The 12460-nt window shown below is 59.0% G+C and carries 9 protein-coding genes, 2 tRNA genes, 1 other RNA gene and 1 riboswitch; of the genes, 8 read left to right on the top strand and 4 right to left on the bottom strand.

Annotated features, from left to right (window positions below; all coding sequences use genetic code 11):
- The first annotated feature begins 10 nt into the window (after positions 1 to 10).
- The gene (locus HMPREF9451_RS05450; RefSeq protein ID WP_009139298.1) at positions 11 to 853 is read left to right on the top strand and encodes a DivIVA domain-containing protein; all 843 of its coding nucleotides are present in this window, start codon (positions 11 to 13) and stop codon (positions 851 to 853) included.
- A gap of 59 nt (positions 854 to 912) precedes the next feature.
- On the opposite strand, the gene rnpB is transcribed toward HMPREF9451_RS05450, so the two are convergent.
- Positions 913 to 1268, bottom strand: an RNA gene (rnpB, locus tag HMPREF9451_RS09530) — RNase P RNA component class A.
- 41 nt (positions 1269 to 1309) lie between these two features.
- Between rnpB and HMPREF9451_RS05445 the strand changes: the two genes are divergently transcribed.
- The 5 genes from HMPREF9451_RS05445 to HMPREF9451_RS09825 all read left to right on the top strand — a co-directional run bounded on the left by HMPREF9451_RS05445 (position 1310) and on the right by HMPREF9451_RS09825 (position 4791).
- A complete protein-coding gene (locus HMPREF9451_RS05445; RefSeq protein ID WP_009139297.1) occupies positions 1310 to 2029 on the top strand; it encodes a thiamine diphosphokinase in 720 nt (239 codons plus the stop codon).
- Positions 2030 to 2052: 23 nt separating this feature from the next.
- Positions 2053 to 2161: riboswitch (TPP riboswitch) on the top strand.
- Positions 2153 to 3010 carry a hydroxyethylthiazole kinase gene (thiM, locus tag HMPREF9451_RS05440; RefSeq protein WP_009139296.1) on the top strand — a complete coding sequence of 286 codons (858 nt, stop codon included), beginning with the start codon at positions 2153 to 2155 and terminating at the stop codon, positions 3008 to 3010. (Overlaps the previous riboswitch by 9 nt.)
- Entirely contained in the window at positions 3011 to 3664 is a 654-nt protein-coding gene (gene thiE / locus HMPREF9451_RS05435) for a thiamine phosphate synthase (RefSeq protein ID WP_009139295.1), read from the top strand.
- A 75-nt stretch (positions 3665 to 3739) separates the two neighbouring features.
- Positions 3740 to 4558 (top strand): bifunctional hydroxymethylpyrimidine kinase/phosphomethylpyrimidine kinase, encoded by an 819-nt coding sequence (gene thiD, locus HMPREF9451_RS05430; protein ID WP_009139294.1) that lies wholly within the window; start codon positions 3740 to 3742, stop codon positions 4556 to 4558.
- 80 nt (positions 4559 to 4638) lie between these two features.
- On the top strand, positions 4639 to 4791 hold the full coding sequence (locus tag HMPREF9451_RS09825) for a hypothetical protein (RefSeq protein WP_156789200.1): 153 nt from the start codon (positions 4639 to 4641) through the stop codon (positions 4789 to 4791).
- Positions 4792 to 5143: 352 nt separating this feature from the next.
- Here the strand turns inward: HMPREF9451_RS09825 and HMPREF9451_RS05425 are convergent.
- The 3 genes from HMPREF9451_RS05425 to HMPREF9451_RS09420 all read right to left on the bottom strand — a co-directional run bounded on the left by HMPREF9451_RS05425 (position 5144) and on the right by HMPREF9451_RS09420 (position 6758).
- Positions 5144 to 5220: transfer RNA gene (locus HMPREF9451_RS05425), tRNA-Glu, on the bottom strand.
- 25 nt (positions 5221 to 5245) lie between these two features.
- A tRNA-Gln gene (locus HMPREF9451_RS05420) sits at positions 5246 to 5319 on the bottom strand.
- Positions 5320 to 5354: 35 nt separating this feature from the next.
- The gene (locus HMPREF9451_RS09420; RefSeq protein WP_009139293.1) at positions 5355 to 6758 is read right to left on the bottom strand and encodes a CCA tRNA nucleotidyltransferase; all 1404 of its coding nucleotides are present in this window, start codon (positions 6756 to 6758) and stop codon (positions 5355 to 5357) included.
- Between the two features lie 323 nt (positions 6759 to 7081).
- Between HMPREF9451_RS09420 and HMPREF9451_RS05410 the strand changes: the two genes are divergently transcribed.
- Together HMPREF9451_RS05410 and secA are read left to right on the top strand one after the other, a co-directional pair.
- The gene (locus HMPREF9451_RS05410) at positions 7082 to 9580 is read left to right on the top strand and encodes a BTAD domain-containing putative transcriptional regulator (RefSeq protein WP_009139292.1); all 2499 of its coding nucleotides are present in this window, start codon (positions 7082 to 7084) and stop codon (positions 9578 to 9580) included.
- A gap of 113 nt (positions 9581 to 9693) precedes the next feature.
- Positions 9694 to 12459 (top strand): preprotein translocase subunit SecA, encoded by a 2766-nt coding sequence (secA, locus tag HMPREF9451_RS05405; RefSeq protein WP_009139291.1) that lies wholly within the window; start codon positions 9694 to 9696, stop codon positions 12457 to 12459.
- Position 12460: the final 1 nt, after the last annotated feature.

Below are 12460 nucleotides of genomic sequence, written 5' to 3'. Positions count from 1 at the left end.
AGGAGCTGTTATGGCCATCACTTCCGAAGAAATTCACAATCAGAGCTTCACGGTCGATCGCAAAGGCTACGATGTCGATGAGGTCGATGTGTTCCTCGAGCATGTCGCCGCAGAGATCGACGGGCTGAATGCCGAAATCGAAGAGCTGACCGCGCAGCTTCATGCGCAGGCTTCCTATGAGGAAGAGCCGATGGACATGGATGCCGCCTTCGCAGAGCCTCCTATGGCGCAGCCGGAGGAGAATCGCGACGCGGAGCCCGCCCAGGCGCTTTCGGCGGATGAGAAAGACGAGCGCATCGCGGAGCTCGAGCGCAAGCTCGCCGAGCAGGAAAACGACGCGTCCGCTATTGCGAACGCGCTGGTTACCGCTCAGCGTTCCGCCAAAGAGGTCATCGATGCGGCGAACAGCGAGGCGAAGCGTATCAAGTCCGACGCTGAGGCAGACGCCGCCGGCATCATCGACCGTGCCAACGCCGAGAAGGAAAAGATCGAAGAAGCGATCGAAGAACTCGATCAGTCTCATAAGCAGACCTGCGAGATGTATGCCGAATCCCTCAAGGCATTCATCGAAGATGCCAATGCCAAGCTCGACGATGTCGAAGACGAACTTGCCAAAAAGGATGGAAAGAAACGCGCGCATGCTCGCTTCGCAAGTCCCACCCAGGCCCCTGTTCACAAGCCCGCTCCCGCAGGCGTGACCGGTGCTGTCGCCCCGAGCTACACCGCTCCTGCGGCAGCTGCGCCTGCGACGCCCGTTACCATTCCTGCAACCCCGAAGCCTTCCGTGGTCGAAAAAGACCTGAGCGGCTACGGCGACGCTTCCGATGCATTCGATTTGGGCGATATCGACTAAATTTCAATTTGCCATTTTGCTGAAAAAAGAAAAGCTCCCGTCGAGGGAGCTTTTCTTTTGCCGTAGCGGGCCTGTAAGCCGGGTTCTGTCTTCGAAGACGGCCATTTATCTTGGGCGTGTGTTACCGCACGTCTCGAGCAGGCTACCCGCATGCACGGAGAGGCGCGCCGTGTTGCATGCCTATTCGCCCTTGCTTCGGATGGGGTTTACCAAGCCACGCTGTTGCCAGCGTGCTGGTGCGCTCTTACCGCACCTTCTCAGCTTTTCCCTTAACGCGATTCGCGCCAGTGGGAGTTTTCTTTTCTGCAGCACTTTCCGTCGGGTTTCCCCGCCCGGCCGTTAGCCGGCATCCTGCCTCTAGAAGCCCGGACTTTCCTCATGGGAGCATATCCCACGCGACCGTCCGGCCCGCATAGCCGTGCTATTGTAGCATCGTTCGCGAAGAAAGGTCGAAATATGGATCGAGAAATCGAATTCGAATGCGCTTTGGTCGGGGCGGCTTCTTTTGATGCCGCCCATTTCTCGCGCGAAACGTTCGGGTGTACGGTGGCGGTCGATGGAGGCTACGCCTCGTTGGAGCGGGTTGGCATCGAGCCGGATTACGCATTGGGGGATTTCGACTCTTTGGGATATGTGCCCGATGGCGTTGCTGTGGAGCGCCATCCCACCATGAAGGACGACAGCGATACGGCGCTGGCGCTCGACTGGGCCCGCTTGAAAGGATACCGTCGCGTGGCGGTGTATGGTGCGCTCGGCGGGAGGATCGATCACACTCTCGCAACATGCCAAGCGCTCGTGGGAGCGTCGAAACGGGCGATGCAAGCTGTCGCGGTGGGGGAGGGAAGCGTCATGGTTCCTCTTTCTTCGCGAGGCTTCAACGTCTTGGAGCTACCTGCATTCGAGCGGGGGGTGCTGTCGGTCTTTTCCATGGGTGATTGCGCACGGGGCGTGACGGAATCGGGGCTGAAGTACGAGGTGGAAGACATCGACTTGAGCAACGACGTGACATTGGGTCTTTCCAACGAATTCGTCGGGAAGCCGGCGCGTATACGTGTCGGCTCGGGCGAGCTTATGGTCATTCTTCCGAGCATGCCGCTCTCTTCGTTGCGTATGTTATGCGAGCGTAATGCGCCGATTGCGTGTCGAGAACGCACCGGATGCAATCTTTTCTCGTGATGGGAATGGGCCTGAGGCTATAATCGGCGTATGCGGGGAGCTTGCTAAAGCAGGCTGAGAGGGGGCTGATTTGCTCCGACCCGATGAACCTGTTTGGGTAATGCCAGCGAAGGGAGAGAAATCATGGCAATGCCTCTGTCTGAAATCAACGACGTCATATCCGCCTCGTGCGATTCGGTGCGCGCAACCGCTCCGCTTGTCCACTGCATCACGAACTATGTCACGGTGGAAAGCTGCGCTAATGCGGTGCTCGCTGTAGGTGGAAGCCCCATCATGAGCGATGAGCCTGCCGACGTCGAAGACATCACGTCCATCTGCGATGCGCTCGTCATCAACATCGGAACCCTGAACCAACGAAGCATCGAGTCTATGAAGGTGGCGGGAGCGAAAGCTGCCGATCTTGGTCACCCAATCGTTCTCGACCCGGTAGGAGCGGGGGCTTCCAGGCTTCGTACCGAGGTTGCGGGGTCGCTTCTCGAGACCCTTCCGATTGCTTTGGTGCGCGGCAACATGAGCGAGGTGAAAGCCCTTGCGGGTGCGGCGAGCGCCACGAAGGGGGTCGATGTCAATCCTGAGGATATTGTCGGCGAATCCAATATCGAGACCGCCGCTCAGTTTGCGCGCGAATTTGCCGAGCGTGCCGGGTGCGTCGTCGCCATCACCGGGCCTATCGATATCGTGGCGGATGCGAACCGTGCGTTCGCCGTTCGCAACGGTTCTCCTCTTCAAGGCCGAATCACTGGCTCGGGATGTATGCTTTCGGCGCTTTCCGGCGCATATATCGCTCGTCGTGAGGAGGATGCAGCAGGTGCGGCCTTGGCGGCTGTCGTTCATATGGGCGTTGCAGGACAGCGCGCTGCCGCGAAGCTCGAGCGCATGCAGGGCGGAACGGGCAGTTTCGCCACCTACCTCATGGACGAGCTTTCCCTGCTCGATGGTGCGGCGCTCGCTCGCGATGCCGCAGCTTTCGAGGTGGCGTAGATGCAATCTCCTCGCGAATACCTGCGCTGTCATCCCGAAGCGCTTCGCCTATACGCCGTCACCGACGCTTCGTGGCTGGGTGGTCGCACGCTTGACGAGTGCGTTCTCGAAGCCGCGGAGGGCGGCGCGACGTTCGTCCAACTGAGGGACAAGCGCGCCTCGACGAGCGATCTCGTCGAGCAATGCGGTCGTCTGCGTCGTGTGATTCCGGGTGACGTTCCCTTTGTCATCAACGACGATCTCGAGGCGGCGCTTGTGGCGCAGGCCGATGGCGTGCATGTGGGACAAAGCGATGCCGCCTGCGAAGAGGCCCGCCGGGTTCTCGGTCCCGAAAAAATAGTCGGCGTGTCCGTGCAGACGGTCGATCAGGCCCTTGCGGCGTCGGAGGCTGGCGCCGACTATCTCGGTGTGGGGGCGCTGTTCAAGACGGCTACGAAGCCTGAAGCCGCCGACGTTTGCCTTGCTACGCTTTCGGATATATGTCGCTCGGTCGATATACCCGTCGTGGCCATCGGGGGCCTGAACGAAAAGACCGTAGCGGCCCTTGAGGGAACAGGGGTTGCGGGTGCGGCCGTCGTGTCGGCCCTGTTCGCTGCGTCCGATATCAGACAGGCGGCTCGGGGCTTAAAAAGCGCCATCGATCGCGTTATCTAGGAATATGATTCGTATTGCAGAGAGCGTAAGGTGCGGCGTACGGAGCCGCACCTTACGCGTTGAAGGAGTTCGTTCATGTCGTACAGTATTCCATCGGTGCTTACCGTGGCGGGGTCCGACAGTTCTGGCGGAGCGGGAATCCAGGCCGATATCAAGACCGTAGAGTCGATGGGGCTCTACGCCCAAAGCGTCATCACGGCATTAACCGCCCAGAATACGCTGGGGGTATACGGGGTTTTCGACGTAGTTCCGGATTTCGTGTGCGCCCAGATGGACGCGGTTTTCGGCGATATTCGCCCTCAGGCAGTCAAGGTGGGCATGGTTTCGTCGACCGATATTGTCTCGGCCGTTGCGCGGGGGCTCTCCGAGCATGCGGCGCCTAACGTGGTGTTCGATCCCGTTATGGTTTCGACAAGCGGTTCCCGTCTTATCTCTCAAGAGGCCATAGACGCTTTGGTACGCGAGCTGTTCCCGCTTGCGACGCTCATTACGCCCAATATTCCAGAGGCGGAAGTGCTATGCGGCATGGCAATCGAAACGCCTCAAGATATGGAATCGGCAGCGCGGATACTGTTCGGCATGACGCCTGGCGCGGTTCTCGTGAAAGGCGGGCATGGTGCAATCGACGCAGACGACCTGCTGTATCTCGGGGGGTCTTGCCGCTGGCTGAAAGGCAAGCGCGTCGAAACGGAGAATACGCATGGAACCGGCTGCACGCTGTCGAGCGCAATAGCGTGCGGGCTCGCATCGGGAAAAGAAGTTTTCGAAGCGGTGCTTCAGGCGAAACGCTACGTTTCAGGGGCTCTTCGCGCCGGTTTCGCCATGGGGAAGGGAAACGGGCCGCTCGATCACATGTGGGCGCATCGCGAGGCCTTTGGCTCGCTTGAGGCATAGGCGGCGATTCGTTTTTCTCGCCTGCATGGGCTTGAAGCGTAAGCGCGATTTTGTGAAAAACCTCTTGGTGAGGTAAGGATATGGGCAAGATTGAAGCCGTTCGTTTCATGGATATGGCCTTTCGCCGAATGGCGGAAAGGCCATATTTTGAAGAGATTTCTTCACGGATCGATTTCTTGCAAGGCTTGGAAAAGGGGATAGTGAGGATTCGTTTTCAATCACCAATGCTTTAAGGAGTCGTTTCGGGTGGATTTCGTCCAAAATGCGCGTGGTTTGCGAAAAGGTTCTTGGAAGAAAACGGGAAGAAACGGAGAAGATTTCGGTGGTAAAACGGTAAGGCTTTCGGCGGAAAGAAGCACGATAAGGAGGCTTCGGAGGATATCTTTCCTGCCAGAGAGCCCTCCGATGCAGGTTTGGCTGCGGGCAACACGAAGAGCGCCATGCTTAAAAGAAGGAGAGATTCGGAGGGGAAGAAAAACTCTGCAAGCCAAAACAGACAACGAAAGGTTCTGCTGAGATTCCTCGATAAAAAGGCGAACCCTCCGAACTGACAAACAGTATCGGAGGGTTCGCAGAAGTATGCGATGGTAGCCTGGAGGGGATTCGAACCCCCGATCTTCGCCTTGAGAGGGCGATGTCCTAAACCGCTAGACGACCAGGCCATACAATCATGCGCTCGAAAAAAAATGGCTGGGGTGGAAGGAGTCGAACCCTCACATACGGCACCAGAAACCGCTGTCCTGCCATTAGACGACACCCCAGTGCGTTAGCCGCAACTCAAGCGCGGATTGAAATACTACAGGTCATACATGGTTGCGTCAAGCATCTTTTTAAACTTTTTTTCAAAAAGATGCTCGCACGCGGCATTTTGCGCCTGGGGAAGGCTCGAAAGAAGCGTGTCGCGTTCGTTTGGCAGGCCCTCGATTGCGGCGTCGAGCACTGCATCGAGAATGAGGCCGACGGCTTTCCCCGACACTCCGAGTGCGTTTGCGACGTCGGAGCCGCGTATGGTCAGATCGGTGCGCGAAAGGGGAGCTTCCGTGCGAAGAAGCTCGTCGAGGATTTCGAGTCGCAACGCCGCTTCTTCGGCCTGAGGCCTGCAGAATTCCAGGGCCGAAAGCTCCGAATGCTGCAGCGTGAGCAGGTCGCGCACGAACGCTGCGTCGCCGCCTTCGAGGATAGCAAGCGTCGAGACGCCGCTGGGCGAGGGAGGGACGTATTCATTGTGACGAATTACGATTCGGCAGACTTTTTCGCGAAGGCGGCGCGGGGCTTTCAGTTCTTCCAGGAGCGACTTGGCGCGCAGGGCGCTTTCTTTCGCGTGGTTTTTCGGGTCGTTCGAGCGAAACGAGGCGGGCGTCTTTGCCCTGTCGCGAAGCAGGACGGCAAGACGCAAGGCGGGCTCGGCAGGCGTGCGGTCCAAAACGTGCGCCGTGTGCTCGAGGATGCTGCAGGTGCTTTCCCGGAAATTCAAAGGTTGCGTTGCCATGGCTCTCGTTCCCTCGACTACGACGTCGAGGACATCGTAGTATTCCAGAAGGATGGCGGAAGCGCGGGGCGCGCACAGAAGCGAGCACAGCTCGGCGAAAACCCGCTCTTTCGACAAAGACTTCAAAAGCGGAGCATTTTCGCGGATTGCGTTTTTCGTTCGATGCTCGATGGAAAATCCCAGCTTTGCGGCGAAGCGAAGACCCCTCATGATACGAAGAGGGTCTTCGGCAAGGCGGTCGAAGGGGTTGCCGACTGCGCAAAGGCGGCGTTTTCGGATGTCGTCAAGTCCTCCGAAGGGGTCGAGAAGGCCGCGGGAAGGATGGAAGGCCATGGCGTTGATGCGGAAATCACGCCGAGAGAGGTCGTCTTCTATGGTGTCGGCGAACACTACGGTGTCGGGATGCCGCGCGTCGCTGTATACTCCGTCGACGCGGTAGGTTGTTACCTCGAAGGGAACGGATTCAACCAGGACGGTCACCGTTCCGTGCTTCGCTCCCGTCTCCACGACGTTGTGGCCGGCCTTCTTGAAGAGAGAGCTCGTTTCTTGCCAAGGCGCAGAAGTGGCTATGTCGTAATCGTTGGCCTTGATTCCCATGAACGCGTCGCGAACGCACCCTCCGACGAGCCAGGCGCTATGGCCGGCTTCTTCAAGCTTGTTCAGGACGTAGAGCGCCCGTGCATCGATCGGTATGTCGGGGGAAAGATTCATGGCCGAAATGGTAGTGGAAAATGCGGTGAAAAACAGCAGAGAATCGCCGACGGATGAGAAAAGGAAGACCGCTGCCGTGCTTGTTCGTCCGCTCCTCCTGATACGGCCCTTGTGATGAGAAGGCCGTCTTTCGTCGCACCACTACAATGCATATGCCCGACGCATGGGGAGGGTGCTGGTCTCTCGAAGGTTCGATGAAAGCTCCTTCTGCGGTGCGGCCTGTTGTTTTCGGCAAAGAGCACTCCCTTGCGAGACCGACCGGTCGTTGCTGTCCGCGAGAGCGTCGAGGCGTGGAACTAAGCGTGGTTGGAAGGAGCGCACCCATGAAAAGCTTTCTTGCGAACTCGGCATGCAACGGACGTCCTCCGAAGAATTTGCGTACGAAAAAGTATCGCTCTCGTCCGAAATTAGTGCAGAAGATGATGGTCGAGCGCGATGTGGCTCGCTTTCTCGTCGCTCCGCAGGGTTATGGGAAGACCATGCTGGCGTTCGAGTACGCAAACGTGGTCTCGAATTTCGCGAATACGTTCTGGATCAACTGCCAAAGCCCGTGTTTTTTGCGAGACCTTGACGACGGCGTCGTCGCGTCGACGCTTTCGCTTCTCGGAGGCAGGGGTTCTCTTGCGGTTTTCGAGGACGTGCCTTTTCTTGGCGATGGGAGGGCAGAGGCATTTTCGCATGACATAGACACGCTGCTTTCCGACGGATGGGAAGTTCTCGTCACGGTGACTCCGGTCGCCGATTCCTTGAGCGATTTGCAAAAGGACCGAGTATGCATTGCTTCGAAAGACCTGCTGGTCGATGCCGACGAAATCGATTCTGCGGGCAATTCCGGATTCGGGGAGTGCGACAGGGTCGCATCGTTTGTGTGGGGAACCGATTCTGACGTTGACGCCTTGCTCCAAGGGATGAAGACGGCGGGAGCGCCCGCCGAGCTGGTTCTCGTCGAATTCGTCATGCTCGTTTTGGGCGAAGGTTCCATAGAGGATGTGTCCTTTGTTGTGAAAGGGGTGAAAAAAGACACGCTCCGTCTTCTCGAGGAATGCTATCCCCATCTGGGAATCGACCTCATCGAGGAGCGATTCAAGGCGCACAGCGCCCCGATAGGCAAGATAACCAAAGCGTGTCACACCTTGATCGGGCGGATCGTGGAGGGCGCCACCGCTTCGAGCAGAGACGCGCTCGTCGGCCGGCTGGCCGACCTGTTGGTGCGTCGTGGGATGTGGCAGAGGTCGTGCGACCTTGTGGCGGCCCTCTGCCCGAGAAAGAAGAGGGCTTTGTGGATAGAGGTCGTGCAGGACGATTTCGTTCGCGCCGGATATCCCGCCTGCATCCAGGAGCTGTTCGAGTCGTCCGGTCTCGAAGGCGCTTCTTTGTCGAGCGGCATGGCCCTTGCGGCGGCGCAGCGGTTGCATCTTCTTCGAGACGACACGAAGGCCGCGTGTTTCGCAGCACGTGTGCTTGCCGGCTCCGATGCTTCTGCACATCAGCGAATCGAGGCGGCCCTTCTCGCGGAGGAATGCGCGGAAGGCGAGCGACGCCGCAAGGCGCGTTCGACGCTCGAAAGGGGCGTATGCGCCGGGGCTGTCGAGGAGGATTCGGCCCTGTATTGCGCGGCTCGAGCCCGGCTTCTTGAGGGAGAAGACCTCGAGGGGGCGATAGGTGCACTCGAAGGCTGCGGCGACGAATTTCTGCGGGAGTCGTCCGTGCTGCTCGAGGTGGTTCGTGCGGCGAGGCTTTCAAGAGAGCTTGAGTCTCGCTCTGAGCGGAAGTACGGTCCCGATGCGCCGCATCGTCGCGCAAACGCCCTTGTTATCCGTGCGATTCGTTTGTGCGAGAAGGAAGACGAACCAACGGTGTACGAGGCGCTGCTTCGCGAAGCCGTAGGTTTCGAGGCCGTGGGAGATGCAAGCCTTTCGCGCCGGCGAAAGGCCGAGCGCATACTCTCGAGCCTTGCCGCGCAGCGCGAGGAGGCGAAGGCGAAGCGTGCGCTTTCCGAGCTTCCTTCCAACGTCGTTTCTTTCAGGACCGCAAGCACCCAGGTTCCCCTTATGCACGTGCGCCTTTTCGGCGGTATGGAGGTTCGCGTGGGAGGGGAGGTCGTCGACGAAAAAGCCTTTCAGAAGCATAAGGCCACGACGCTGCTCGCCATTTTGGTTTTGCACCGGGGCAAAGAAGTTCCTCGAAGCGAGCTGCTCGACGTGCTTTGGCCCGACACATCGAGCGATAAGTCCGTCAACAGCTTCTATTCGCTCTGGTCCCTTCTGCGTCGCGCTCTCATGGACGAGCGAGGGGCCTGCCCGTACTTGGCGAAGCACCAGAAAAGCTACATGGTGGATGCCCATTACGTGAAAAGCGATGTGGAGGAGTTCGAGTCGATCTGCCGCATGCTTACCTTCGAAGAGCCGGAGGCCGGGGTGTGGATGGAGGCGTTCGCGCGCCTTGAGGAAGACTTCGCGTGCGGGCTGTTGCCCTCCGAGGCTTCGAACGCCTACATCGCCCGGCTGCGGGAGCGCTTCAGAACCCGGCTCGCCGACGTCTACGTCACCGCGGCGGACAGACTGTGCGACGCGGACGAGCCGAGGGCCGCGCTGTGGTTCGCCCAGGCGGCGCTCGAGCGCTTCGAGAAAAGAGAAGATGCGTTCTGCGCCCTTATGCGGGCCCAGATGTCAACGGGCCAGCGAAGTCTTGCCATGGACACGTTTTTCGAATGCAAGCGATTCATGAAAGAAGATCTGGGGATGGATCCCTCCGAGCGTATCGTGAGGCTTCATCGCCGCCTGCTCGATGAGGCGAATGGGGGTTCTTTGGTCTCGGCCTAGGAGAGGATGAAGCGCAGCGTATCTATGGTAAAGTAGCGCAGGTTAATTCGAATCAGTATCACTATGCGGCAAAGCGTCGTTCGCCTAGGCGTTCGGCGGGACGAAGAGGTGTCATGGGATTCCTATCGAAGCTTCTCACCTTTGGCGAGGGCAAGCAGATGAAGGGCTATCAGGCTCTTGTCGAGAAAATCAATGCGCTCGAGCCCGAAATGCAGGGCAAGACCGACGAGCAGTTGCGTGCTTTGACGGCGGCGTACAAACAGCGTGTGGCCGATGGCGAAAGCCTCGACTCCATTCTTCCCGAGGCGTTCGCCACGGTTCGAGAGGCCAGCGTGAGAACGCTCGGCCTGCGTCATTTCGACGTTCAGCTCATCGGTGCCATGGCGCTCAACGACGGCCAGATCGCCGAGATGAAAACGGGCGAGGGCAAAACGCTCGTCTCGACGCTCGCCGGCTACCTCAACGCCTTGACGGGCAAGAGCGTCCATATCGTCACAGTCAACGACTACCTTGCCCGCCGCGACAGCCAGTGGATGGGGGCCATCTATCGCTTCTTGGGCATGGAGGTCGGCCTGGTCCAAAACGGGATGCGCCCTTCCGAGCGCATCCCCGCCTATAAAGCCGATGTGACGTACGGTACGAATGCCGAGTTCGGCTTCGACTACCTGCGTGACAATATGGTCACGCGTGCTGATCAGCGCGTGCAGCGCGGTCATTATTTCGCCATTGTCGACGAGGTTGACTCCATCCTCATCGATGAAGCGCGCACGCCGCTGATCATCTCTGGCGCCGGCGTGAAAGCGGCCGATATGTACAAGAAGTTCGCCCAGGCCATGTTTGGCCTCGTGCGCGACGAAGACTTCGAGATGGACGAGGCGAAGCGTACCATCATGGCCACCGAAAGCGGTCTGGCGAAGATCGAGTCCCGCTTGGGAATCGAGGATATCTACGCCGACCCTTCGGGCCAGCTGGCGAATCACTTGCAGCAGGCTCTTCGCGCACATTTCTTGTTCCACCTCGACAAAGACTACGTTATCGTCGATGGCGAAGTGAAAATCGTCGACGAGTTCACGGGTCGCATCATGGAGGGCCGTCGTTACTCCGAGGGTCTTCATCAGGCACTCGAGGCAAAGCACAACGTGCGCATCCGCGAGGAGAATCAGACGCTTGCGACCATTACGCTGCAGAACTATTTCCGACTGTACGAAAAACTTTCCGGCATGACGGGCACGGCTATGACCGAAGATGCCGAATTCCGTCAGATATACAAGCTTCCCGTCGTGGCCATTCCCTCCAACAAGCCGCAGGCCCGTATCGACGAGAACGACCTGATCTACCGCACGATCGACGCTAAATTCCGCGCCGTCGCCGACGATGTGGCAGAGCGCCACAAGGCTGGTCAGCCGTGCCTTGTCGGCACGGTCTCCATCGAGAGCTCCGAACGTCTTTCTCGCCTGCTTGATAAACGCGGCATACCCCATGAAACCCTGAATGCGAAAAACCACGAGCGAGAGGCGCATATCGTCGCCCAGGCCGGTCGCGTCGGCGCGGTGACGATTGCGACGAACATGGCAGGCCGCGGCACCGACATCCTGCTCGGCGGCAACCCCGAGGTCTTGATGGAAGACGTTCTTTACGAGAAGGGCTTCGACCCGAATCGCGCTCCCGAGGAGGAACCGTCTCCCGACGCCCTTCCCGCTCCTTCTGCCGAGCAGCGTCAGGCGGCCCTCGACGAGGCGAAGCGCGTATGCGCGCAGGAACAGAAGGAAGTCCTTGCTGCAGGGGGTCTCGCCGTCATCGGTACCGAGCGTCATGAATCCCGCCGTATCGACAATCAGCTTCGCGGCCGCGCCGGCCGTCAGGGCGACCCTGGTCTTACGCAGTTCTATCTCTCTCTGGAAGACGACCTCATGCGTCTTTTCGGAGGGAACCGCATGGATTCCATCGCCCGCATGATGGAAAAGACCGGTGCCGAAGACGATGTGCCCATTCAGGCGGGCATGGTCTCGAAGGCGATCGAGAGCGCTCAGCGCCAGGTCGAATCCATGCATTTCGCAGCCCGTAAAAACGTCCTCGAATACGATGACGTCATGAACCTGCAGCGTAACGCCATCTACAACGAACGCAACGCCATTCTGGACGGCAAGGACCTTTCCAGCCGTATCGGCGATATTGTCTCGGACGCTGCGTATGCAATCGTCGACGAGAATTGTCCTGCGAAATCCCCGAGCGACGATTGGGACGCGAAAGCGGTCGAGCGCTGGGCCGCCGAGATGACGGGACGTGCCGATTTCAGCGTTTCGGCGATTGACCATGACGACGATTCGAGCGTCGTTGCGGACGCCCTGATCGAGTATCTCGAAGGCGTCTACGACGAGAAGAAAGAAGCCGTCGGCGACGAGAACATGCGCAAGCTCGAGGCCCAGGTCATGCTGCGCATCATCGACGTTCGCTGGATGAATCATTTGCAGGAGATGGATTACCTCAAGACGGGTATCGGGCTGCGCGCCTTCGGACAGCGCGATCCTTTGGTCGAATACAAGGAGGAGGCGCATGCGGCCTTCGCATCGCTGACGGCCTCTATGTACGAGGATTTCCTGCGCACGCTGCTTCGTCTGCAGGTAGCAGCTCCGGTGGAAGACGAGCGGTCTCCTTTGGAGAACCGGAAGATGAGCTACTCCTCTCCCGAAGCAGCGCTCGAATCCACGATGAGGGCCCCTGCTCGTCAGGGCGCCTCGCAGCAGCCCAAGCCGGCGCCGGCAAAGCCTCAAACGTATCGCAAAGAGGAGCACGATCCTTACGCCAACGTCGGTCGCAACGATCCGTGTCCGTGCGGAAGCGGGTTGAAATTCAAGAAATGTCATGGACGTGATAGGTAGC

The organism is Slackia piriformis YIT 12062 (genome assembly GCF_000296445.1).
Classification (GTDB): domain Bacteria; phylum Actinomycetota; class Coriobacteriia; order Coriobacteriales; family Eggerthellaceae; genus Slackia; species Slackia piriformis.
This window is presented reverse-complemented; position numbering and strand designations above follow the sequence as displayed.

What these genes read in the sequence shown, in the direction of transcription:
- thiM (WP_009139296.1), top strand. Translation starts at nt 2,153, where the DNA reads ATGGCAATGCCTCTGTCTGAAATCAACGACGTCATATCCGCCTCGTGC.
- HMPREF9451_RS05445 (WP_009139297.1), top strand. Translation starts at nt 1,310, where the DNA reads ATGGATCGAGAAATCGAATTCGAATGCGCTTTGGTCGGGGCGGCTTCT.
- HMPREF9451_RS05410 (WP_009139292.1), top strand. Translation starts at nt 7,082, where the DNA reads ATGAAAAGCTTTCTTGCGAACTCGGCATGCAACGGACGTCCTCCGAAG.
- thiE (WP_009139295.1), top strand. Translation starts at nt 3,011, where the DNA reads ATGCAATCTCCTCGCGAATACCTGCGCTGTCATCCCGAAGCGCTTCGC.
- thiD (WP_009139294.1), top strand. Translation starts at nt 3,740, where the DNA reads ATGTCGTACAGTATTCCATCGGTGCTTACCGTGGCGGGGTCCGACAGT.
- HMPREF9451_RS05450 (WP_009139298.1), top strand. Translation starts at nt 11, where the DNA reads ATGGCCATCACTTCCGAAGAAATTCACAATCAGAGCTTCACGGTCGAT.
- HMPREF9451_RS09825 (WP_156789200.1), top strand. Translation starts at nt 4,639, where the DNA reads ATGGGCAAGATTGAAGCCGTTCGTTTCATGGATATGGCCTTTCGCCGA.
- HMPREF9451_RS09420 (WP_009139293.1), bottom strand. Translation starts at nt 6,758, where the DNA reads ATGAATCTTTCCCCCGACATACCGATCGATGCACGGGCGCTCTACGTC.
- secA (WP_009139291.1), top strand. Translation starts at nt 9,694, where the DNA reads ATGGGATTCCTATCGAAGCTTCTCACCTTTGGCGAGGGCAAGCAGATG.